Source organism: Blastococcus sp. VKM Ac-2987, assembly GCF_026967805.1.
In the GTDB taxonomy this organism is placed as follows: domain Bacteria; phylum Actinomycetota; class Actinomycetes; order Mycobacteriales; family Geodermatophilaceae; genus Blastococcus.
This window is the reverse complement of record NZ_JAPVBG010000001.1, coordinates 1,690,718-1,712,483: the sequence shown is the minus strand read 5'-3', so window position 1 is coordinate 1,712,483 and position 21,766 is coordinate 1,690,718. Positions and strand designations below refer to the sequence as shown.

General features: G+C 74.2%; 19 protein-coding genes. 7 read left to right on the top strand and 12 right to left on the bottom strand.

Annotation, left to right across the window (positions count from 1 at the left end):
• Positions 1-132: 132 nt before the first annotated feature.
• Positions 133-1,776, top strand: coding sequence for a methyl-accepting chemotaxis protein (locus tag O2W17_RS08420; protein WP_269191946.1), 1,644 nt, complete (start codon positions 133-135; stop codon positions 1,774-1,776).
• An 86-nt stretch (positions 1,777-1,862) separates the two neighbouring features.
• On the opposite strand, the gene O2W17_RS08415 is transcribed toward O2W17_RS08420, so the two are convergent.
• Together O2W17_RS08415 and O2W17_RS08410 are read right to left on the bottom strand one after the other, a co-directional pair.
• Complete coding sequence (locus O2W17_RS08415; protein ID WP_269191945.1) at positions 1,863-2,135, bottom strand: hypothetical protein; 273 nt, start codon at positions 2,133-2,135, stop codon at positions 1,863-1,865.
• A 118-nt stretch (positions 2,136-2,253) separates the two neighbouring features.
• Positions 2,254-2,802 (bottom strand): bacterial proteasome activator family protein, encoded by a 549-nt coding sequence (locus O2W17_RS08410; protein ID WP_331254276.1) that lies wholly within the window; start codon positions 2,800-2,802, stop codon positions 2,254-2,256.
• 110 nt (positions 2,803-2,912) lie between these two features.
• Here O2W17_RS08410 and O2W17_RS08405 point away from each other — a divergent pair, with 110 nt between their 5' ends.
• Complete coding sequence (locus O2W17_RS08405) at positions 2,913-4,136, top strand: cysteine desulfurase-like protein (protein WP_269191944.1); 1,224 nt, start codon at positions 2,913-2,915, stop codon at positions 4,134-4,136.
• 16 nt (positions 4,137-4,152) lie between these two features.
• Here the strand turns inward: O2W17_RS08405 and O2W17_RS08400 are convergent, their stop codons facing one another.
• The 4 genes from O2W17_RS08400 to folP form a co-directional block, all read right to left on the bottom strand.
• Positions 4,153-5,145 (bottom strand): NAD(P)H-quinone oxidoreductase, encoded by a 993-nt coding sequence (locus O2W17_RS08400; RefSeq protein ID WP_269191943.1) that lies wholly within the window; start codon positions 5,143-5,145, stop codon positions 4,153-4,155.
• A 96-nt stretch (positions 5,146-5,241) separates the two neighbouring features.
• Positions 5,242-6,837: a 4-coumarate--CoA ligase family protein gene (locus O2W17_RS08395; RefSeq protein WP_269191942.1), complete on the bottom strand. Its 1,596-nt coding sequence runs from the start codon at positions 6,835-6,837 to the stop codon at positions 5,242-5,244.
• A gap of 87 nt (positions 6,838-6,924) precedes the next feature.
• On the bottom strand, positions 6,925-7,350 hold the full coding sequence (locus O2W17_RS08390; RefSeq protein WP_269191941.1) for a PaaI family thioesterase: 426 nt from the start codon (positions 7,348-7,350) through the stop codon (positions 6,925-6,927).
• Between the two features lie 165 nt (positions 7,351-7,515).
• Positions 7,516-8,352: a dihydropteroate synthase gene (gene folP, locus O2W17_RS08385; RefSeq protein ID WP_269191940.1), complete on the bottom strand. Its 837-nt coding sequence runs from the start codon at positions 8,350-8,352 to the stop codon at positions 7,516-7,518.
• A gap of 52 nt (positions 8,353-8,404) precedes the next feature.
• Between folP and O2W17_RS08380 the strand changes: the two genes are divergently transcribed.
• A complete protein-coding gene (locus tag O2W17_RS08380) occupies positions 8,405-8,908 on the top strand; it encodes a MaoC family dehydratase (RefSeq protein ID WP_442864529.1) in 504 nt (167 codons plus the stop codon).
• An 86-nt stretch (positions 8,909-8,994) separates the two neighbouring features.
• Here the strand turns inward: O2W17_RS08380 and O2W17_RS08375 are convergent, their stop codons facing one another.
• The 4 genes from O2W17_RS08375 to O2W17_RS08360 all read right to left on the bottom strand — a co-directional run bounded on the left by O2W17_RS08375 (position 8,995) and on the right by O2W17_RS08360 (position 12,328).
• Positions 8,995-10,251 (bottom strand): serine hydrolase domain-containing protein, encoded by a 1,257-nt coding sequence (locus O2W17_RS08375; RefSeq protein ID WP_269191939.1) that lies wholly within the window; start codon positions 10,249-10,251, stop codon positions 8,995-8,997.
• 127 nt (positions 10,252-10,378) lie between these two features.
• Positions 10,379-10,663, bottom strand: a complete 285-nt coding sequence (locus O2W17_RS08370) for an HU family DNA-binding protein (RefSeq protein WP_269191938.1) — start codon at positions 10,661-10,663, stop codon at positions 10,379-10,381.
• Between the two features lie 330 nt (positions 10,664-10,993).
• Positions 10,994-11,167: a DUF1059 domain-containing protein gene (locus O2W17_RS08365; protein WP_269191937.1), complete on the bottom strand. Its 174-nt coding sequence runs from the start codon at positions 11,165-11,167 to the stop codon at positions 10,994-10,996.
• Between the two features lie 63 nt (positions 11,168-11,230).
• Positions 11,231-12,328, bottom strand: a complete 1,098-nt coding sequence (locus O2W17_RS08360; protein WP_269191936.1) for an EAL domain-containing protein — start codon at positions 12,326-12,328, stop codon at positions 11,231-11,233.
• Positions 12,329-12,511: 183 nt separating this feature from the next.
• Between O2W17_RS08360 and O2W17_RS08355 the strand changes: the two genes are divergently transcribed.
• Entirely contained in the window at positions 12,512-15,268 is a 2,757-nt protein-coding gene (locus O2W17_RS08355; RefSeq protein WP_269191935.1) for a SpoIIE family protein phosphatase, read from the top strand.
• An 18-nt stretch (positions 15,269-15,286) separates the two neighbouring features.
• Here O2W17_RS08355 and O2W17_RS08350 read toward each other — a convergent pair whose 3' ends face one another.
• Entirely contained in the window at positions 15,287-17,338 is a 2,052-nt protein-coding gene (locus tag O2W17_RS08350; protein WP_269191934.1) for an acyl-CoA dehydrogenase family protein, read from the bottom strand.
• Positions 17,335-18,090 carry a TetR/AcrR family transcriptional regulator gene (locus O2W17_RS08345; protein ID WP_269191933.1) on the bottom strand — a complete coding sequence of 252 codons (756 nt, stop codon included), beginning with the start codon at positions 18,088-18,090 and terminating at the stop codon, positions 17,335-17,337. Before O2W17_RS08345 ends, O2W17_RS08350 begins: the two co-directional genes overlap by 4 nt.
• Positions 18,091-18,151: 61 nt before the next feature.
• Between O2W17_RS08345 and O2W17_RS08340 the strand changes: the two genes are divergently transcribed.
• From O2W17_RS08340 to O2W17_RS08330, 3 genes are all read left to right on the top strand, one after another.
• The gene (locus tag O2W17_RS08340; RefSeq protein ID WP_269191932.1) at positions 18,152-19,444 is read left to right on the top strand and encodes an acetyl-CoA C-acetyltransferase; all 1,293 of its coding nucleotides are present in this window, start codon (positions 18,152-18,154) and stop codon (positions 19,442-19,444) included.
• 79 nt (positions 19,445-19,523) lie between these two features.
• Positions 19,524-20,879 carry a 3-oxoacyl-ACP reductase gene (locus O2W17_RS08335; protein WP_269191931.1) on the top strand — a complete coding sequence of 452 codons (1,356 nt, stop codon included), beginning with the start codon at positions 19,524-19,526 and terminating at the stop codon, positions 20,877-20,879.
• A 1-nt stretch (position 20,880) separates the two neighbouring features.
• Positions 20,881-21,735, top strand: coding sequence for a MaoC family dehydratase (locus O2W17_RS08330; RefSeq protein ID WP_269191930.1), 855 nt, complete (start codon positions 20,881-20,883; stop codon positions 21,733-21,735).
• Positions 21,736-21,766: the final 31 nt, after the last annotated feature.

The window sequence follows — 21,766 nt, the reverse complement described above, 5'->3', positions numbered from 1 at the left end:
GACGGCGCTGCCGGTCCGCCCGGCCGTCGCGCGGCGCTCCCCCGGGAGGACTCGGCTGGATCTCGTGCACCTCGTGCCGATGAGAACGGTGACGCCCGGCGTCGACCGATCAACCCGAGGGAGCGAGCTGGCATGGAGCACGTGCAGGACCCCGCATCCGCGTCGATGACGACGTCGGACGACCAGGAGCCCCGTCGCGGGCTGTCCGCCATCGGTCTGCGCGGCCGCCTGCTGGGTTCGATCCTCGTGGTGGCGCTGACCACCGTCGGCGTGGGCGCCTTCGGCATCCAGCGGATGTCGACGCTCAGCGACCAGGCCCAGCTGGTGTACGACAAGGGGGCCGTGCCGCTCGAGGGGCTGCAGGAGCTGGAGTCCGACTGGTGGCGGCTGTCGACCAACGTCGCGCGGGCCGCCATCCCCACGCTGCCGCCCGAGACGATCGCCAAGGCGCAGCGGGGCACGGTCGACGCGAGCGAGGCCCTCGCCGCGGACATCGCCGCGGTCGGGGAGATGCCGCTGGACCCGGCGTCCCGGGCGGCGTACGAGTCGTTCGCGACGGCGACCCAGAACTACCTGGCGGCCCTCGGGCAGCTGCAGGCGACGAGCGCCACGAACCCCGCCGGCATGCCGGCGCTGCTCCGGACGATGAACGAGAACGAGATCGTCATCGCGGAGTCGCTGGTCGAGGCGACCGAGGCCGCGGCGGCAGCCGCGCGCGCGACGGCGACCGAGGCGAAGGACGCCTACGAGACCGCCCGCACCCTCACCCTGGCGATCATCGTGGCCGGGCTGGCCATCTCCGTGGTCCTCGCCCTCGTGGTGGCCCGGGGCGTGACCGGCCCGGTGCAGCGGATCCGCGAGGTCCTCGGTCAGGTCGCCGCCGGTGACCTGACCGTCCGCGCCGGCCGCACCGGTGGCGCCGAGCTGGGCGAGATGGCCGAGTCGCTGGACCGCACCCTGGACGCGATCGGCAACGTGCTGCTGCTCGTCAACGACTCCTCCACCCGCCTGGCGGCCGCCTCGCAGCAGCTCAGCGGTGCGGCCGAGGGCATGCGGCACAACGCGCAGACCGCCGCGGGCCAGGCGGACGACGTCGTCGCCTCGGCCGGTGCGGTCGCCTCCAGCGTGGACACGGTGGCCACCGGGTCCGCGCAGATGGAGTCGGCCATCCGGGAGATCGCGCACAACGCCACCGAGGCGGCCCGCGTGGCCGGCCAGGCCGTGTCGGTCGCGGAGAACACGACGAAGACGGTCGGCAAGCTCGGTGACTCCTCGCAGGAGATCGCCACCGTGATCAAGCTGATCAACGGCATCGCCGAGCAGACCAACCTGCTGGCGCTCAACGCCACCATCGAGGCCGCCCGCGCCGGGGAGGCCGGCAAGGGCTTCGCCGTCGTCGCCAGCGAGGTCAAGGAGCTGGCGCAGGAGACCGCCCGGGCGACCGAGGACATCTCCAAGCGGGTCGAGGCCATCCAGGCCGACACCGCCGGCGCGGTGGACGCGATCGGCCGGATCAGCCAGGTCATCGGCGAGATCAACGACTTCCAGGCGACCATCGCCGCGGCGGTCGAGGAGCAGACCGCGACCACGAACGAGATGAACCGCAACGTGGCCGAGGCCGCCAGCGGCACGCAGGGCATCGCCGCGGCGATCTCCGGGCTGGCCGCCGGCACCCAGGAGACCAACCAGCGGGTCGAGGACGCCCAGCGGGCGGCCGGCGAGCTGGCCCGCATGAGCGGCGAGCTGCAGGAGGCGGTCGGCCGCTTCCGCATGTGAGCCGGACGCCCGGGACCGCCCGGGGCCCACGACGACGACGGCGCCGTCCTCCCACCAGGGGGACGGCGCCGTCGTCGTGCGGTCGGTCAGGTCAGGATGTTGTAGGCGATCACGATGTTGACGATCGCCACGACGATCGCCACGGCGCCCGTGACCAGGCCCGCGGTCGCCTGCCCGGTACGGCCGCCGCCGCGGCGGGCCGCGGCGCCGAGCCCGACGGCCACGACGCCCAGCGCGAGGCCGACGATCGCGAACAGCAGCGCGAAGACGATGCCCGCGATGCCGGTCACCAGCGAGGCGATCGCCAGCCCGTTCTGCCCGCTGCGGGTACCGGGTGCGGTCGACGTTCCAGAAGTCATGGGTCCTCCAGCGGTCAGCACCGGACCGTCCGGTGTCGGAGCCACTGGTGGGCACCGTCACGGTCGGTGAACCCCGCCCGCCGCGGGGAGCACCCGACCGGGTGACGGTGCTCCCCCGTCAGAGGTACTGGCCGCCGCCCGGGCGGAAGTCGTGCTGCTGGCCCGGCGCCTGCCCGCCGGGCAGCGCCTTGCGGCGCAGCTCCTCGAGCTGGGCCCGCGCGGCCATCTGCTGGGCGAACACCGCGGTCTGGATGCCGTGGAAGACGCCCTCGAGCCAGCCGACCAGCTGGGCCTGCGCGATGCGCAGCTCGGCGTCCGACGGCGTCTCGCCCTCGTTGAAGGGCAGCGTGATGCGGGCCAGCTCCTCGCGCAGCTCGGGGGCCAGGCCCTGCTCCAGCTCCCGGATCGAGGAGGCGTGGATGTCCCGCAGCCGGTTGCGGCTGGCGTCGTCCAGGGGAGCGGCGCGGACCTCCTCCAGCAGCTGCTTGATCATCGTGCCGATCCGCATGACCTTCGCGGGCTGTTCCACCAGCTCCCCGGGGTTCAGGCCGCCGTCGCCGTCGTCGTCGGCTCCCTGGGGTACGGGCATGGTGCCGACCGGGCGCCCGTCGGGCCCGACCACGACCACCTGCTGGGGACGTTCGCTGCCGTTCTCCGCTGCCGTCATGCCCTCCATCCTGCCCCGTGCCGGGGACAGCGGACCGGGCGGCCGGGCGAGCCGGTCGCGGCTCCGGGACGGCGGAGGGCACGGGCCCACCACGAACTAGGGTGCGGCGCATGTCTTCGGGGGCGGGCCGGCTGGACGTCGCGCGGGTGCGCGGGCTGTTCCCGGCGCTCTCCGACGGCTACGTGCACGCCGACGGGCCGGCCGGCTCGCTGGTTCCCGAGAACGTCGCCCACGCGGTCGGCTCGGCGATGCGCATGCCCGTCGCGGACCGGGGCGGGGTCTTCCCCGCCTCCGGCCGGGCCGAGGCGCTCGTCGCCGGGGCCCGTGCGGCGGTGGCCGACCTCGTGGGCGGCCGGCCCGGCGGGGTCGTGCTCGGGTCGAGCACGACCGCGCTGACGTACGGGCTGGCCCGCGCCCTGGCCCGCACCTGGCGCCCCGGCGACGAGATCGTGCTCAGCCGGCTCGACCACGACGCCAACATCCGGCCGTGGCTGCAGCTGGCCGCGACGGCCGGGGTGCAGGTGCGATGGGCGGAGGTGGACATCGAGACCGGCGAGCTGCCGGCGTGGCAGTACGCCGAGCTGCTGAACCGGCGCACCCGCCTGGTCGCCGTGACGGCCGCCAGCAACGCGCTGGGCACCCGGCCCGACGTCGCCGGCATCGCCGCACAGGCGCAGGCGGCCGGCGCGCTCGTGTACGTCGACGCCGCCCACGCGGCGCCGCACGTCTTCCTCGACCAGGCGGCGATGGGGGCGGACTTCGTGGCCGTCTCGGCCCACAAGTGGTGCGGGCCGCACGTCGGCGCGGTGGTGGCCGATCCGGAGCTGCTGGAGCAGCTGCGGCCGGAGAAGCTGCTGCCCTCGTCGGACCGGGTGCCCGAGCGGTTCGAGACGGGCACGCCCCCGTTCGAGCTGTACGCCGGCGTCGCCGCCGCGGTCGACCACCTGGCCGGCCTCTGCGGCGAGGGTGGCAGCACCCGGCGGGACCGGCTGCGCGCGTCGATGGCCGCCGTGGCCCGGCACGAGGGCGACCTGTTCGGCTGGCTGGACCAGGCGCTGCGGGCGATGCGGCACGTGCAGGTGCTCGGTGCGCCCGAGCGCTGCACCCCGACCCTGTCGTTCACCGTCGCGCACATGCGCCCGCGGCAGGTGGCCGCCGAGCTGGCCCGGGCCGGGATCTGCGCCTGGGACGGCGACTTCTACGCCCGCGAGCTCTTCGACGCCCTCGGCGTGAACGAGACCGGGGGAGCGGTGCGCCTGGGCCTCATGCACTACAACACCGCCGACGAGGTCGGCCGGATCATCGACGCCGTCGCCGGCCTGCGCCCCCGCTGAGCGCCGCGGTCCGCGCTCAGTCGCCGGGAAGCAGCAGCACCTTGCCGACGTGCTCGCTGGCCTCGACCACCCGGTGCGCCTCGGCGGCCCGGGACATGGGCAGCCGCCGGTCCACGATCGGCCGGACGACGCCGCGCTCGACGTCGGGCCACACGTCGTGCCGCACCGCAGCGACGATGTCGGCCTTGCCGCCGGGTCCGGTCGCCGGCCGGGAGCGCAGCGCGGTGGCGTGCACCGAGCCGCGCTTGCGCAGCAGGGCGTTGATGTCGAGCTCCGCCCTGGCGCCACCCTGCATGCCGATGATCACCAGCCGGCCGCCGTCGGCCAGGGCGGCCACGTTGCGGGCCAGGTACTTCGCGCCCATGTTGTCCAGGACGACGTCGACCCCCCGGCCGCCGGTCGCCTCCGCCACCCGCTCGACGAAGTCCTCCTCGCGGTAGTTGATCCCCACCTCGGCGCCCAGCTCGCGGCAGACGTCGAGCTTCGCGGCGGTGCCCGCGGTGGTGAGCACGCGGGCGCCGGCGCGGGCCGCCAGCTGGATCGCCATGGTGCCGATGCCGCTGGAGCCCCCGTGGACGAGGAAGGAGTCGCCCTTGCGCAGGCCGGCCAGCTGGAAGACGTTCGACCAGACGGTGCAGACGACCTCCGGGAGGGCGGCCGCGGTGGCCAGCTCCACGCCGGAGGGCTTGGGCAGCACCTGGACGGCGGGGACGGCGACCCGCTCGGCGTACCCGCCGCCGGCCAGCAGTGCGCACACCTCGTCGCCGACCGACCAGCCGGTGACGCCCTCGCCGATCTCGCTGAGGATGCCGCTGCACTCCAGGCCCAGGATGTCGCTGGTGCCCGCCGGCGGCGCGTAGAAGCCCTGCCGCTGCAGCAGGTCGGCCCGGTTCACCGCGGTGGCGGCGACGTCCACGATCACCTCGCCGGGGCCGCAGACCGGATCGGGCACCTCGCCCCAGCCGAGCACCTCGGGGCCACCGGGTTCGCTGATCGTCACCGCGCGCATGCCCCCGACCTTAGGGAGCCCCGCGGGGGAGCTGCCCACCGAGACGCGCGACGGCGCCGCGCCCTCCGGGGAGGGACGCGGCGCCGTCGGCCGTGCTCAGCGGTTCTTGAGGTCCTTGCGCAGGATCTTGCCGGCCGCCGACTTCGGCACCTGCTCGATGAACTCGACGAACCGGATCTTCTTGTGCGGGGCCACCTTCTCGGCCATGTAGGCCTTGACGGCGTCCTCGGTCAGCTCCGAGCCGGGCGCGCGGACGACGAACGCCTTCGGCAGCTCCTCGCCGCTCTCCTTCTCCGGCACGCCGATGACCGCGGCGTCGGCGATCTCCGGGTGGTTGATCAGCACGGCCTCGAGCTCGGCCGGGGCCACCTGGTAGCCCTTGTACTTGATCAGCTCCTTGACCCGGTCGACCACGGTGTAGCAGCCGTTCTCGTCGACCACGGCCACGTCACCGGTGTGCAGCCAGCCGTCGGGGTCGAGGGTCGCCGCCGTGGCATCGGGGTTGTTGAGGTACCCCTTCATCACCTGCGGCCCGCGCACCCACAGCTCGCCGCGCTCGCCCTCGGCGGCGTCCTCGCCGGTGGACGGGTCGATCAGCCGGCACTCGGTGTTGGGGATGGCGAAGCCGACCGAGCCCTTGGGCACGTCGATGGAGGCCCCCGGCGGCTGGGCGTCGATGTCGGGGGTGGTGTGCGAGACCGGGGACAGCTCGGTCATCCCGTACCCCTGGCCCACCACGACGCCGCTGTCGGCGCCCTTGCGCAGCCGCTCCTGGGCGGACAGCGCGAGCTGCTCGTCGAGGGGGGCGGCCCCGGAGAGGATGGAGTTCAGCGAGCTGAGGTCGTACTGGTCGACCAGCGGGTGCTTGGCCAGGGCCAGGAGGATGGGCGGCGCCACGAAGGCGCGGGTGATCTTCTGGTCCTGGATCGTGCGGAGGAAGTCCTCCAGGTCGAACCGGGGGAGGGTCACCACGGCGCCGCCCAGCGCCAGGCCCTGGTTCATCAGCACGGTGAGGCCGTAGATGTGGAAGAACGGCAGCACGGCGATGATCCGCTCGTCGGAGCCGGTCTTGAGCAGCGGCAGGCACTGCGCCACGTTCGACACCAGGTTGCGGTGGGTGAGCATGACGCCCTTGGGCAGGCCCGTGGTGCCGCTGGAGTAGGGGAGCGTCACCAGGTCGTTGGCCGGGTCGATGTCCACCTGGACCGACGGCGCGTCGGCGCCGAGCAGGTCGAACAGGTTGGCGTGCCCCTCGGCGCCGTCCAGGACGATGATCTCGTCCAGCGGCGTCTTCTCCACGGCCGCGGTGGCGCGGTCCATGAACAGCCCGATGGTGATCAGGATCTTCGCGCCGGAGTCCTTCAGCTGGAAGGCGATCTCGTCGGGCGTGTAGAGCGAGTTGATCGGGCTCATGACGCAGCCGGCGGCCGCGATGCCGTGGAACACCACCGGGAACCAGGGGGTGTTCGGGCAGAAGACGGCGACGACGTCGCCCTTGCGCAGCCCGCGGGCGTGCAGGTTCGCCGCGACCCGGTCGACGTACTGGGCCAGCTGGCCGTGCGTGATGACGTCGCCCTTGAGGCCGTCGATCAGTGCCGGTGCGTCGGGCTTCTCCCGGCCTGCTGCCAGGACGAACTCGGGGACGGAGACGTTCGGGATCTCGACGTCGGGATAACGGCTGGCCAGAGCCACAGGTGTTCCTCCTCGAACGGTGTGTGGCGCCAGTCTCACATTCCCGGTGCTCCCGCTCACAAGGGGGTTACCGGCCGGTTCGCCCGATCAGCGGGGCCACAGCACCGACTGCGTGCAGCGGAACAGCGCGATCGTCTTGCCGCTGTCCGCGTTGCTGACCACGGCGTCCCAGACCTGCGTCGTCCGCCCGGCGTGCACGTTGGTCGCCGTGCAGGCGATCCGCCCCTCGCGCGCGGTGCTCAGGTGGTTGCTCTTCAGCTCGATCGTGGTGAAGCCGCTGGACCCCTCGGGGAGCAGCGCCCGGGTGGGCAGCCCGCAGCTGGTGTCGGCCAGCGTGACGACGGTGCCGGCGTGCAGGTACCCGTTGGGTGCGAGCAGCTCCGGGCGGATGTCGAGGTGCGAGGTCAACGTCCCGGGCTCGTGGCTGTCGACGACGATCCCCAGCAGGCCCGGGAAGGTGCCCGGCAGCAGGCGGTTGAGCTCGTCGGCGGTCAGGAACCCGGTGGCGGACATGGGGAGGAACGTAGCGGGGGGCGCCGGCCGGCCCGCGACGAGACGTGCTCACCGCGCGCGCTCGTGGCTCACCGCCCGGGGTCCTGGCTCACCACCTGGGGTCCTGGCTCACCGTCGACCGTGAGCCAGGACCCGGAACGATCAGGTCACCAGATCATCACGGGGTCAGGCCAGGCCGCGGACGGTGCGCACCGGCGGGCGGGTGCCCTGGATCGAGGCGACCATGTCCAGCGTCTGCCGGGTGGGCGCGACGTCGTGCACCCGGAACACCCGGGCGCCCAGCCAGGCGCTCACCGCCGTCGCCGCCAGCGTGCCGGTGAGCCGCTGCTCGAGCGGGACGTCGAGCGTCTCGCCGACGAAGTCCTTGTTCGACAGCGCCACGAGGACCGGCCAGCCGGTGGCGGTCAGCTCGCCCAGCCGCCGGGTGGCCTCCAGCGAGTGCCGGGTGTTCTTGCCGAAGTCGTGGCCCGGGTCGATCACCACCCGCTCCCGGTCCACGCCCGCGGCGACGGCCGCCTCGGCCAGCGCCGTCGTCCGGGCGACGATGTCGGCGACGACGTCGTCGTAGGCCACCCGGTGCGGCCGGGTGCGGGGCGGCAGCCCGCCGGCGTGCGTGCAGACGATGCCGGCGCCGGCCGCGGCCGCGACGGCGGCGAGCGATGGGTCCACCCCGCCCCAGGCGTCGTTGACGACGTCAGCGCCCGCGGCGAGCACCTCCCGGGCCACCTCCGCCCGCCAGGTGTCGATCGAGATCGGCAGGGCCGGGTGCGCGGCCCGGATCGCGGCCACCAGGTCGACGGTCCGGCGCACCTCCTCGGCGGGGGAGACCTCCTCGCCGGGGGCGGCCTTCACCCCGCCGACGTCGACCATGTCCGCGCCCTCCGCGACGACCCGGTCCACCCGCTCGACGGCGGCGGCCAGCTCGTAGGTGGCCCCGCGGTCGTAGAACGAGTCGGGGGTCCGGTTGACGATCGCCATGACGACGAACCGTCCGTCGGGCACGTCGAGGGCTCCCAGTCGCAGCAACCCGCTCCCCGTCCCATGGTGGTGTGTGGTGGAGTCAGCCAACCAGACCGTGCACGAGGAGGCAGAGCAGATGGCGCAGACGACGGCCGAGGGCGTCGAGGGGGTCCAGGGCCTGGTGGGTCAGCACCTGGGCTACAGCGACTGGGTGACGATCACGCAGGAGCAGGTGAACCAGTTCGCCGACGCGACCGGTGACCACCAGTGGATCCACGTGGACCCGGAGCGGGCGAAGAAGGAGAGCCCGTTCGGCGGGCCGATCGCGCACGGCTACCTGACGTTGTCGCTGGTGCCCGACCTGATGCCGCAGATCGTGGAGATCACCGGGTTCCGCATGGGCGTCAACTACGGCACGGAGAAGGTGCGCTTCCCCTCGCCGGTGCCGGTGGGCGCGAAGGTGCGGGCCGGGGCCACGCTCGAGGCGGCCACCCCCTTCGAGGGCGGCGTGCAGATGAACCTCGCCGTCACCATGGAGATCGAGGGCGGCACCAAGCCGGCGATGGTCGCCACCGTCGTCTACCGCCGCTACCTGTAGCCGGCGCCCCCAGCCAGGCATAGGAGGCTTTGCCTACGGATCGCACCCTGGAACCGTAGGCAAAGCCTCCTATGCCCTGCGGGGGATCAGTCGACGATGGACTGGTTGACCAGCTGGCGCAGGTAGTTGCGGATCGGCAACGTGCTCGAGGGCAGCAGCTGCGTGTAGAAGCTGACGGTGAGGTCCTCGACCGGGTCGACGTAGAACGCCGTCGACGCCGCCCCGCCCCAGCTGTAGTCGCCGACGCTGGAGACGACGCCGTAGCGCGCCGGGTCGATGATCATCGAGAACCCGAGGCCGAAGCCCACCCCGCGCAGCGGCGTCTCGGCGAACAGCGGCCGGCCGAAGGTCTCCAGGTCCTGCCCGCCCGGGATGTGGTTGCTGACCATGTGGGACAGCGTGCGCGGCCCGAGCAGCCGGCCGCCGTCGTACGTCCCGCCGCGGCGGAGCATCTCGATGAAGCGCAGGTAGTCCCCGGCGGTGGAGACCAGTCCGCCGCCGCCGGAGAGGAACGCGGGCTTCTGCAGCGCGGCCTGCCCCATGGCGTCGAGCGGGGCGAAGCCGGTGGCGGCGCCGCCGGGCTGCCCGGGGGTGGCGGCGTAGAGCCGGGCCAGGGTGTCGGGGTCGTCCTCGGGACGCAGCCCGAACGACGTCTCGGCCATGCCGAGCGGCGCGAAGATGCGAGACTCGAAGAACTCGTCCAGCGGCTGCCCGGAGACGACCTCCACCAGCCGGCCGAGCACGTCGGTGGAGACGCCGTAGTTCCACTCGCTGCCCGGCTGGAAGACCAGGGGCACCGAGGCCCACTGCCGGCACACCTCGGCGGAGTCGGCGCCCGGCGGGGTGCCCCACTCGTGGCCCATCGCGCGGTACATGGCGTCGACGGGGTGTGCGTGGTGGAAGCCGTAGGTGAGCCCGGACATGTGGGTCAGCAGGTGCCAGATCCGGATGGGCTCGACCTGGGGGCTGGTCACCGGCTTCATCGTCGACCCGGCCACGTACACGCGGGTCTCGGCGAACTCCGGCAGCCACCGCGCGATCGGGTCGGTGAGCTGGAAGGCGCCTTCCTCGTACAGCATCATCGCCGCGACCGAGGTGACCGGCTTCGTCATCGAGAAGATGCGCCACCGGGTGTCCAGCTCGACGGGGCGGCCGTTCTCCACGTCGCGGGAGCCGTAGCGCCCGACGTGCACCAGCTCGCCGTGGCGGGCGACCGTGACCAGGAAGCCGGGCAGCTGGCCGTCCTCCACGTAGCGGGCGAGCCGATCGTCGATGCGTCCCAGGCGGGTGGGGTCCATGCCCACCTCGGCCGGGTCGGTGACCACCTGCAGTTCGTCGCTCACGCACACCTCCGGGTCCCGGGCGCCGTCCGCCGCCGGGCGACGCCTCGACCGGCATCCTGACTCACGCCGTTGTGAGCCCGGACACACGGGGTCGGCGCGCCCGCCCGGCGGCGGACCCGACCTGCGCTCAGACCGGGACGGAGCTGGCGGCCTTCTTGAGGTTCGAGCCGGCGGTCACCTTGACGGTGTTGGCCGCGGGGATGTCGATGGTCTCGCCGGTCTGCGGGTTGCGGCCGCTGCGGGCGGAGCGCTGGGTCCGCTCGACGGTGAGGAGGCCCGAGACGGCGACCTTCTCCCCGCGGGTGATGGCGTCGACGAGCTCGTCCTGCAGGCCGGCGAGGACCGAGTCGACCGTCGAGGCCGGGACGTCGGCGCGCTTGGCGATGGCGGAGACCAGTTCGGCCTTGTTCATGTGTGCAACCTTTCCGTAGGCGGTGGCGGGTGCCGTGATCTCGGCACGCAGCCGGCTCCTTCCCCCTGACGCGCGGAGCGCGGGCGGGGTTCCCCGATGCTCGCGCGGGTGGCGCGGGGCACGAGGAGCGCCCGGTCTCGCGGGAGGCCGGGCCGGGGGCACGGTGTCATGCCGCCCGCCGGTCTGGCCAGCGGGGGGTGCCGGGAAGCCTGCAGGTGACACGTCGGTCACAGCAGTCCCGGGCGTGCGACGGGGCCGGCCGGCGCCGGCGAGGGCGTCAGGCGCCCGGGGGCGGGACCGGCCGGGCGCATGCCCGCGCCGGCGCCGGGCTCAGCGGGTCCGGATCTCCGGGAGGACCAGCACGTCCGAGCCCGAGCCGGGTTCGGCGGCCCCGTGCGCCTCGACCGCGTGCCGGCGGGTCTGCACCAGGATCCCGTCGTCGTCGGCAGCGGTGAACGAGGCGGCGCAGCCGGGGATGATGTCGCCGCAGTGGAAGGTCTTCACGGGTGGGGCGCTCCTTGCCGGATCGAGGGCCGGTCACCCGATCGGGTGACCGTCGTGGGGAGGTCAGCGCGCGGCGCGGGCCGCGGTGGCGAGGTCCTCGATCCGCAGCAGGCCGAGGACGTCGCCGGTCGGGTCGGTGCAGACGACGGGGTCGAACCGCTGTGCCGGGGGGCGGGTGAGCGCCCGCCGGAGGGTGTCGTCGATGCCGGTCGACGGGTGCACCCGCAGGGAGACGGGGGAGGTGTAGACCTCGCCCGTCCGCGGGTCGCTCAGCAGCAGGGCGGCCGGTTCCCCGTGCGGGCCGACCAGCACGGCGGGCGCGACCGCGTGGGTGTCCTCGCCGGCCTCGTACCGGCGCACGGGGCGCAGCAGGCTGGCGACGCTCTCGGTCAGCCGGGCGCGGGCGACCTGGGTGCGCACCAGCCGGGCGACGTCGGGGTCGAGCGGCCGGAACTCCGGGGCCGGGCGGCCGAGCAGCCATCCCTGGGCGAGCGGGACGCCGAGCCGGGCGAACGCGGCCAGCTCGGCCGTGGTCTCCACGCCTTCGGCGAGCAGCCAGGCGTCGATGCGGCCGGCGAACTCCCCGATCATCTCGGCCAGCGCCATGCGGACCGGGTCGCTGTCCACGTCGGCGACCAGCGCCCGGTCGAGCTTGACCAGCTGAGGGCGGACGGCGGCCAGCTGCTGGAGCCCGGAGTAGCCGCTGCCGGCGTCGTCGACGGCGATCAGCGCGCCGCGCTCGCGCAGCGCGTCGGTCTGCCGGCGCAGGCACCCGAGGTCGTCCACCTGGGTGTGCTCGGTGAGCTCGACGACCACGCGGTGGAGGTCGGCGCGGACCGACAGCGCCTCCTGGACGACGTCGGCGCCGAGCAGGTGGGGGCTGACGTTGACGGTCAGGAACGTGCCGGGCGGCAGCGCGTCGACGGCGGCCATGGCCCGGTGGATGGCCAGCGCCTCGAGCTCGGCGGAGATGCCGGCCTCGGCAGCGGCGGCGAACCACACGTCGGGCCCGGCGGCGCCGGGGAAGCGGGCCAGGGCCTCGTAGCCCACGATCGTCGCGGCCGCGAGGTCCACGATCGGCTGGAAGACCAGGGTCAGGTCGTCGGCGTCGGCGAGCAGTGGCCGGCAATCCGGGAGGCGCACCGTGCGCGTGCCGAGCATGCAGGGGGTATCGGCGCGGGGCCCGCGGAGCTTGATCCCGGCTGCGCGGGCTCACCCCGACGGGGGCCCGCGGCGCGCGACCCGCATCCCGCGGGACGTCGATCCCGTCCCGCGCGGCCGGGCGTGCCAGCATGTGCACTGGTGCGCGCCCGGCCGGGTGCGGCGAGCCGGGTGGAGGAGTGCGTGGCCACGTCTGCTCCCACCCTCCCCGCGGGCTCGCCGGCCGACGACCCGCTGACCGATCCGCTGCGGATCGCCGCGGCGCGGCGGCTGCTGCTGGAGGTCCGCGGCCCGGCCGCCTTCGACCGGCTGTCGGGGCTCGCCGCCCGGCTGCTGGGGGCCGCGCACGCCAAGGTCACCCTCTTCACCGACCACGACGTCGTCGTCGGCGGGTACGGGCTGCCGGCCGGCGTGGTGGGCGGCCCGGCGCTGCTGACCGGCGCCCTGTCCGCGATCACCGTGCGCCAGGGCCGGCCGCTGAGCATCGCCGCCGCCGCCGAGGAGGAGCGGGTCGCCGACCTGCCCGCCGTCACCTCCGGCCAGGTCGGGTCCTACCTGGGGGCCCCGCTCATGGCCGCCTCCGGCCAGGTGGTCGGGGCGCTGGCGGTCTACGACTCCGCGCCGCGCGCCTGGAGCGGGGACGCCGCCGAGCTCCTGGAGCAGCTGGCCGCCTCCGTCGTCGCCGAGCTGGAGCTCTCCGCCGCCCAATCGGCGGTCGGCACCTCCGCCGCCTGGCTGGAGGTGGCCCTGGAGGCCGGCTCGGTGGGCATCTGGGAGCGCGACCTGCGCACCGAGGCCATCCACTGGGACGAGCGGTGCGCGGCGTTGTTCGGCCTGGACGCCGCGGTCGACCTCGACTCCCTGGACGTCGTGCTGACCGAGCACGTGCACCCCGACGACCACGCCGCCATCGAGGAGGCGATGCGGGTCGCCATCGAGGAGCGCAGCGACTACACCGTCGAGTTCCGGGTGAACCGGCCCGACGGCGCCGTCCGCTGGGTGCTCGCCCGCGGCCGCGTGGTGACCGACAGCTCGGGTGCGCCGGCCCGGGTCCTCGGCACGGTGCTGGACACCACCGACGCCCGCGGGCAGGCGCAGCAGCGGCTCACCGCCGTCCAGCGCGCCGCGGCCATCGCCGAGGTGGCGGCCGAGCTGGCCAACGCCGCCCGCCTGGACCAGCTCGCCGACGTGGTGCTGCGCGGGGCCCAGGTTCTCGGCGCGCAGTCCAGCGGGCTGGCCATCTTCGACTCACCCGGCGGCTCGCTGCGCCTGCACATGACGGCCAATCTGCTGGCGGCCGTCCGGGACGGCCGTCCCGACGTGGCCCTGGCCGACGGCGTCGAGCTGCCCCTGGACGACGCGCTGCCGGCCCAGTACGTGGCCCGCCACGGGCACCGGCTGCTGCTCGGCGACCACGCCGATGCGGTGACCCGGTTCCCCGCGCTCGCGCCGGTCGCCGACCTGCTGGGCCTGCGCTCGGTGGCCGCGCTGCCGCTGCGGGTCGAGGGGCGGGTGCTGGGCGCGTTCGTCGTCGTCTGGACCGTCGACCACGAGTTCGCCGGCGACGACGTCGAGGTGCTCGAGGCGCTCGCCGCCCAGATCGCGCTGAGCGTCTCGCGGCTGCAGGCCGACGCCGCACGCGCCGACGCGGTGGCGGCGATGGCCCAGGCCAACCAGCGGCTGCGGCTGCTCGCCGACGCCGGCCGGGTGCTCTCGGGCACGCTGGACATCGACCAGCAGATCCGGCAGCTGGCGCAGCTGGTCGTCCCGGAGCTCGCCGACTGGTGCTGGATCGTGGTCACCGACGAGCAGGGCCGGCTGCACGGGGTGGCCAGCAGCCACCGCGACCCGTCGCGGCGGGAGGAGCTCGAGGCGTTCGTCCGCTCGATGGTCGCGGTGATGACCGAGGACTCCGCGGCGCGGCGGGTCACGGCCACCGGCCGCCCGGTGGTGCTGCCGGCGATCGACTGGGAGCGGGTGCAGCGGGCGCTGCCCGATCCCGCCGCGCGCGAGCTCTTCGCCCGCCTCGGCGCCTCCTCCGGCGTCGTCGTCCCGCTCCTCGCACGCGGGCAGGGGCTGGGTGCCCTCGGCCTGTTCACCCGCGAGGAGCGCGGACCGCTGGGTGAGGCCGAGGTGGACACCGCCGTGGAGATCGGCCGCCGGGCCGGTCTGGCGCTGCACCAGGCGCGGCTCTACGGCCAGCAGCGCGACCTGGCCGACGTGCTGCAGCGCAGCATGCTCACCGAGCCGCCGCAGCCGGACCACTGCGAGATCGTCGTCCGCTACGTGCCGGCCGCCGAGGGCGCCGAGATCGGTGGCGACTGGTACGACGCCTTCCTGCAGCGCGGCGGGACGACGGTGCTCGCCATCGGCGACGTCGTCGGCCACGACACCCGCGCGGCCGCGGCGATGGGCCAGGTCCGCGGCCTGCTGCGCGGGATCAGCTACTCCAGCGGCGGCTCACCGGCCGAGGTGCTCAGCGAGCTCGACCGGGCCGTCCAGGGCCTGGCGCTGGACACCATGGCCACCGCCCTGGTCGCCCACCTCGAGCCGGAGCCCGGCGACGAGGCCGGCCGGATGCGGCTGCGCTGGGCCAACGCCGGGCACCCGCCGCCGGCCCTGCTGGCCTCCGACGGCAGCGTGCTGCTGCTGGACGGCAAGCAGGCCGACCTGCTGCTCGGCGTCGCGCCGGAGACGGTGCGGGAGGACCACGTGGCCGTCCTCGCCCCCGGGTCGACCGTGCTGCTCTACACCGACGGGCTGGTGGAGCGGCGCGACCGGGACATCGACGCCGGGACCGAGCAGCTGCTCGAGGTGCTCGGCGAGTGCGAGGGGCTGCCGCTGGACCAGGTGTGCGACCGCGTCCTCGCGCGGATGATCCTGCCCGACGCCGAGGACGACGTCGCCGTCCTCGCCGTCCGGCTGGTGCCCGAGGGCTGACCCGGTGCGGGCGGCGCGTCACTGGCCGGGCGGGACGTCCAGGTCGGTCGCGGTTCCCTCGGGGGTTTCCGCGCCGGTGGCCGCGCGCAGCTCGGCGTCGCGGGCGGCCATGGCCTCCTGCCGGGCCGGCTCCTCGTCCAGGATGGCCGCGGCCTTCCAGTCGGCCGGGATGGCGAAGGCGTCGACCAGCGTGACCATGTGCGGCCGCAGCTCCTTGACCAGCGAGTTCACCGTGGCCGTCAGCGTCTTGGCGCGCGCCGGCGAGAGCTGGCCGTGCTCGAGGAACCAGCCCTTGTCGGCCTCGATGGTCGACAGCGCGTAGAGGTCGCACAGGGTGTCCAGCAGCTTCTTCGCCGCGGGGTCGGCGATGCGGTCCACGCCTTCGACGAACGCCTCCAGGACGACCCGGTCGATGTGCGCCTCCGCCGTCTTCAGGACGTGGTCCTGGACGTCGTTGAAGACGTCGAACGGGGCCATGCCGTCGGTGGTGGAGTTCTTCCGCAGCCGCCGGATGGCGCCCTCGAGCGCGTGCTTCTCGCGGAACTCGAGCATCTTGGCCTGCCAGCCGCGGTCGAGCATCGGCACCTCGTCGTCCCGGCCGGGGACGGCGTCGACGAGCCGCTGGAGGAGTGCGCGGGCCGCCGTCCGCTCCAGCACCGTCTCGCGGACCATGTCGGCGACGAAGCCGACGCGGCCCCAGCCGTCCAGCGAGCCGAAGGCGTCGCGGTACCCGGTGAGCAGGCCCTTCGCGACCAGCTGCAGCAGGACGGTGTTGTCGCCCTCGAAGGTGGTGAAGACGTCGGTGTCGGCCTTGAGGTGCGGCAGCCGGTTCTCCTGCAGGTAGCCGGCGCCGCCGCACGCCTCGCGGCACATCTGGATGGTGCGGGTGGCGTGCCAGGTCTGGGCCGCCTTCAGCCCGGCGGCGCGGGATTCCAGCTCCCGCTGGGCGACCTCGTCGACGTCCTGGCCGTGCTCGTGCACGGCGGTGTGGATGTCGTGCATGGTCCCGGTCAGCTCCTCCTGCGCGAAGGCGAGCGCGTAGGAGGTCGCCAGGGCGGGCAGCAGCTTGCGCTGGTGCACCAGGTAGTCGTTGATGACGACCTCGCGCTCCTCGCCGGGGGCGGCGAACTGGCGGCGGACCTCGCCGTACCGGACGGCGATGTCCAGCGCGAGCTTCGTCGCCGAGGACGCCGAGCCGCCGACGCTCACCCGGCCGCGCACCAGGGTGCCGAGCATGGTGAAGAAGCGGCGGGTCTCGTTCTCGATCGAGCTGGTGTACGTGCCGTCCTCGGCGACCTGCCCGAACCGGTCCAGCAGCATGTCGCGCGGCACGGACACGTGGTCGAAGCCCAAACGGCCGTTGTCGACGCCGAGCAGCCCGGCCTTGGGGCCGTCGTCGCCGATCGTGACGCCGGGCATCGGCGCGCCGTCCTCGTCGCGGATCGGCACCAGCCAGGCGTGCACGCCGTGGTTCTGGCCCCGGGTGACCAGCTGCGCGAAGACGACGGCCATCCGGCCGTCCTCGGCCGCGTTGCCGATGTAGTCCTTGCGCGCCGCCGCGTGCGGGGTGTGCAGGTCGAAGGTCTGCGTCGCGGGGTCGTAGGTGCACGTCGTGCGCAGCTGCTGGACGTCGGAGCCGTGGCCGGTCTCGGTCATGGCGAAGCAGCCGGGCAGGTCGAAGCTCATGATGTCGCGCAGGTAGGCCTCGTGGTGCCGGTGGGTGCCGAGCAGCTGGACGGCGCCGCCGAACAGCCCCCACTGGACGCCGGCCTTGACCATGAGCGACAGGTCGGTGAAGGCCAGCATCTCGATCGAGGTGACCGAGCCGCCGGCATCGGCCTCGCCGCCGTACTCCTTGGGGAAGCCGAGGGTGACGCGGCCGGACTCCGCCAGCTTCGCCGTCATGCGGGTGACCCGCTCCCGGGCCTGCGCCATCGTCTCGCCGTAGACCGGCAGCATGTCGGGGTCGTGCAGCTTCTCCCGTGCCTCGCGGCGCACGTGCGCCCAGCGGCCGTCGAGGGCCTCCTGGAGGCGGGCCGGGTCGACCGTGGTGGGCAGGGTGCTCGTCACAGTTCCTCCTTGCGGGGTTCGGTGGTCACGACGCCGGAAAGTCCGGCCCAGGCGAGATCGGTGAGGTGGGCGGCGAGGTCGCGGCGCGGCATCGGGCGGCCGGCGCGCAGCCACCAGTCGGCGGCGGCGCGGACCAGCCCGACGACGGCGTGGCCCCAGGGTGCGGCGGCGACCGGGTCGCGGCCGGCCTGCTCCAGCGCCGGGGCCAGGATGGCGGCCGCCTGGTCGCCGACGAGGTCGGACAGGCCGGTGATCGGGTCGTCGGTGTCGGCCGTGCCGGACTGGCCGTGGACGACGAAGCGGTAGAGCTCGGGATCGGCCTCCAGGAAGGCCAGGTAGGCCTCGACGGCGGCGCCGAGCATGTCCCGCGGCTGGTCGGAGCTGCGCATCGCCGCCCGGAGCGTGGGCAGCAGCTGCTCGGCCACCCGGGTGCAGACGGCGACGTGCAGGTCGCTGCGGTCGGCGAAGTGCCGGTAGACGACGGTCTTGCTCGTCCCCGCCTCGGCCGCGATCTCGTCCATCCCCACGCCGGCGCCGTGCTTGCCGACGGCGACGACGGCTGCGTCGACCAGCGCGGCGCGGCGGGCGCGACGGTGCTCGTCCCAGCGGGAGTCCCGCCGGTCGCGCGCGGCGGCCCGCTCGAGGGCCGGCTTCGGCTGGCCGCTGACGCCGTCGGGTGCCACCTGCTCCGCCGGCGTCCGGTGGTCGGTCACCGTCGTCTGCTGCGGGAGCTGCACCGCCTCGGGTTTCACGGAACCCACGGTACCGGGTACTGTGGGTACCGGCCAGTCCCACCCGAGCTCGGAGGTCCTGATGGCTACCCAGAACCCGGCCACCCGCAAGGCCGCGATCGTCGGCGGCAACCGGATCCCGTTCGCGCGGTCCAACTCCGCCTACGCGCAGGCGTCCAACCAGGACATGCTCACCGCCACGCTCGACGGGCTGGTCGCCCGGTTCGGCCTGCAGGGCGAATCGGTCGGCGAGGTCGTCGCCGGCGCCGTCCTCAAGCACGCGCGTGACTACAACCTGACCCGCGAGGCGGTGCTCGGCTCGAAGCTGGCGCCCACCACGCCGGCCTACGACGTCCAGCAGGCCTGCGGTACCGGGCTGGAGGCGGCCGTCCTCGTCGCCAACAAGATCGCCCTGGGGCAGATCGAGGCCGGCATCGCCGGCGGCGTCGACACCACCTCCGACGCCCCGCTCGCCGTCAGCGACGACCTGCGCCGGGTGCTCATCTCGCTGAACAGCGCCAAGACCATGGGCGACCGGCTCAAGGCGCTGGCGAGGATCCGCCCCGGGCAGCTGGTGCCGGACATGCCGCGCAACGCCGAGCCCCGCACCGGCCTCGCGATGGGCGACCACGCGGCGATCACCGCGGAGGAGTGGCAGATCGGCCGTGAGGAGCAGGACGAGCTCGCCGCCCGCTCGCACCAGAACATGGCCGCCGCCTACGACCGCGGCTTCTTCGACGACCTGGTGACGCCGTTCCTCGGCCTGACCCGGGACAACAACCTGCGCCCCGACTCCAGCGTCGAGAAGCTGGCGAAGCTCAAGCCGGTCTTCGGCACGGGCGACGGCGCCACGATGACGGCGGGCAACTCCACCCCGCTGACCGACGGCGCCTCCGCCGTCCTGCTCGCCTCCGACGAGTGGGCCGCCGCGAAGGGGCTGCCGGTGCTGGCGCACCTGGTCGACGCGCAGACCGCCGCCGTGGACTACGTGCACGGCGGCGAGGGCCTGCTCATGGCGCCGGTCTACGCCGTCCCGGTGCTGCTGGCCCGCAACGGCCTCTCGCTGCAGGACTTCGACTTCTACGAGATCCACGAGGCGTTCGCCTCCACGGTGCTCGCGACGATGAAGGCCTGGGACGACCCGGCGTTCTGCAAGGAGAAGCTGGGCCTGGACGCACCGCTGGGCGCCATCGACCGCGCGAAGCTCAACGTCCACGGCTCGTCGCTGGCCGCAGGGCACCCGTTCGCCGCGACCGGCGGCCGGATCGTCGCCTCGCTGGCGAAGACGCTGCACGAGGCGGGCCCGGGCAAGCGCGGCCTGATCTCGATCTGCGCCGCCGGCGGTCAGGGCGTCGTCGCCATCCTCGAGTCCTGACCCGGTAGCCGCCGCCGGGTCGACCCGGGCGCGGCCACCGAGCGCACGCCCCATCCCATCCGTGGAAGGAACATCTCCAGTGGCTGACTGGTACACGAGCTTCGCCAACTCCGGCGTCGGCACCACGATCACCGAGCAGCTGGGCCTGCCGCGCCCGGTGGAGCTGCGCCGCTACGAGCCCGGCGAGCCGCTGCTGCCCGGGCCGGTGGTGGTCGGCTCGGCCGGCGCGGGCCGGCTGCGCGACGCGGTGACGACGGTCCTCCGGGACGCCGGGGTGACCGTGCAGTCCCCGGTCACCGCCGACGGCGGCACCGACGGCGAGAAGCTGGGGGCCGTCGTCCTCGACGCGACCGGCCTGACCGGACCCGGCGACCTGGCCGCCGCGCACGACTTCCTGGCGCCGGCGATCAAGCGGCTGCGCGCATCCGGGCGGGTGCTGGTCCTGGCCGACCCGCCGTCGGACGCCGGCTCCCCGGCGCAGGCCGCGGCGCGGCAGGCGGTGGACGGACTGGTCCGCTCCATCGCGAAGGAGCTCCGCGCCGGGTCGACGGCGAACGCGATCCACGTGCCCGAAGGTGCCGAGGGGTCGCTGGCCAGCCCGCTCCGGTTCTTCCTCTCCGGCCGGTCGGCCTACGTCGACGGGCAGCTGCTCACCCTCTCGGCGGCCGACGTGCCCACGGGGGAGGACGACGCGAAGCCGCTGGCCGGCAAGGTCGCCGTCGTCACCGGGGCCGCGCGCGGCATCGGGGCCGCGATCGCCGAGGTCATGGCCCGGGACGGGGCGCACGTCGTCGCCGTCGACATCCCGGCGGCCGGGGACAAGCTGGCCCGGGTGGCCAACGAGATCGGCGGGACGGCGCTGCAGCTCGACATCACCGCCGAGGACGCGCCGCAGCGGCTGGTGGAGCACCTGACCGAGCGGCACGGCGGGGCCGACGTCGTCGTGCACAACGCCGGCATCACCCGCGACAAGCTGCTGGTCAACATGGACGCCGCCCGGTGGAACACCGTCATGGCGGTCAACCTGCAGGCGCAGCTGGACATCACCCAGGCCCTGCTCGACACCGACGGTGCGCTCAAGCCGGACGCGCGGGTGGTCTGCGTCAGCTCGCAGTCGGGCATCGCCGGCAACCGCGGGCAGACCAACTACGCGGCGAGCAAGGCCGGCGTCATCGGGATGGTGCGAGCCTGGGCGCCGCACTTCGCCGAGCGCGGCGCCACGATCAACGCCGTCGCGCCGGGGTTCATCATCACCGAGATGACGGCGAAGATGCCCTTCGGCACCCGGGAGATCGGGTCGCGGATCAACTCGCTGCAGCAGGGCGGGCTGCCGGTCGACGTCGCCGAGACGATCGCCTGGCTGTCGCAGCCGGGCAGCGCCGGGGTCAACGGGCAGACGGTGCGGGTCTGCGGCCAGTCGCTGCTCGGTGCCTGAGATGACCGCTCCCGAGCCGGAGCAGCCGCCGAGCATGGCGGCGCTGTTCGCCCGGGCCGCGCTCACCGCGCGCGGCCGGGGCGGCGACCTGCCCGACACCCGGCTGACCCGCACCGGCGTGACCGTGGACCCGGCGAATCTGGCCGCGTACGCCCGGGTCTGCCGGTTCCCGGTCGCCGACGCCCTGCCGGCGACCTACCCGCACGTGCTCACCTTCCCGCTGCAGCTGGCGCTGATGAGCGACCGCGCCTTCCCGCTGGCCCTGCCCGGGTTGGTCCACGTGCGCAACCGGATCGAGGCGCTGCGCCCGGTGCGCACCGACGAGGTGCTCGACCTCGAGGTGTGGGCCGAGCGGTTCGCCACCCACCGCGGCGGGGCGACCGTGGACCTGTGCGCCTCGGTGTCGGCCGGCGGCGCGGAGGTCTGGCGCGGCCGCTCCACGTACCTGGCGCGCGGCGCGACGGCGCCCGCAGGCGCACCGGATTCCGATGTGACGGTTGTCGTGGGAGACCTCGACCGGGCGGCTGCCACCTGGCGGGTCCCCGCGGACGCCGGCCGGCGGTACGCCGCGGTCTCCGGCGACGTGAACCCGATCCACCTGTCCGGCCTGACCGCCAAGGCGTTCGGCTTCAAGCGGGCGATCGCGCACGGCATGTGGGTGAAGGCCCGCGTGCTGGCATCGGTGGCCAACCGGCTGCCGGAGGCGTTCGCCGTCGACGTCGGGTTCCGCAAGCCGCTGTTCCTGCCGTCGACGGTCATCCTGTCCACGGCGCAGGCCGACGGCGGCTGGGATGCTGCCGTCCGCAACGCGACCAGCGGCACCGAGCACCTGATCGGTACCGTCCGCTCCCTGTGAGCTGATGGCACCCCGCGCCGTCGATCATCGG

Coding starts and splice junctions, on each gene's coding strand:
- O2W17_RS08390 (WP_269191941.1), bottom strand. CDS start 7,350: ATGTCCGCCACCGGGTTCCTGACCGCCGACGAGCTCAACCGCCTGCTG.
- O2W17_RS08405 (WP_269191944.1), top strand. CDS start 2,913: ATGTCTTCGGGGGCGGGCCGGCTGGACGTCGCGCGGGTGCGCGGGCTG.
- O2W17_RS08415 (WP_269191945.1), bottom strand. CDS start 2,135: ATGACTTCTGGAACGTCGACCGCACCCGGTACCCGCAGCGGGCAGAAC.
- O2W17_RS08330 (WP_269191930.1), top strand. CDS start 20,881: ATGACCGCTCCCGAGCCGGAGCAGCCGCCGAGCATGGCGGCGCTGTTC.
- O2W17_RS08420 (WP_269191946.1), top strand. CDS start 133: ATGGAGCACGTGCAGGACCCCGCATCCGCGTCGATGACGACGTCGGAC.
- O2W17_RS08370 (WP_269191938.1), bottom strand. CDS start 10,663: ATGAACAAGGCCGAACTGGTCTCCGCCATCGCCAAGCGCGCCGACGTC.
- O2W17_RS08360 (WP_269191936.1), bottom strand. CDS start 12,328: ATGCTCGGCACGCGCACGGTGCGCCTCCCGGATTGCCGGCCACTGCTC.
- O2W17_RS08400 (WP_269191943.1), bottom strand. CDS start 5,145: ATGCGCGCGGTGACGATCAGCGAACCCGGTGGCCCCGAGGTGCTCGGC.
- O2W17_RS08340 (WP_269191932.1), top strand. CDS start 18,152: ATGGCTACCCAGAACCCGGCCACCCGCAAGGCCGCGATCGTCGGCGGC.
- O2W17_RS08410 (WP_331254276.1), bottom strand. CDS start 2,802: ATGACGGCAGCGGAGAACGGCAGCGAACGTCCCCAGCAGGTGGTCGTG.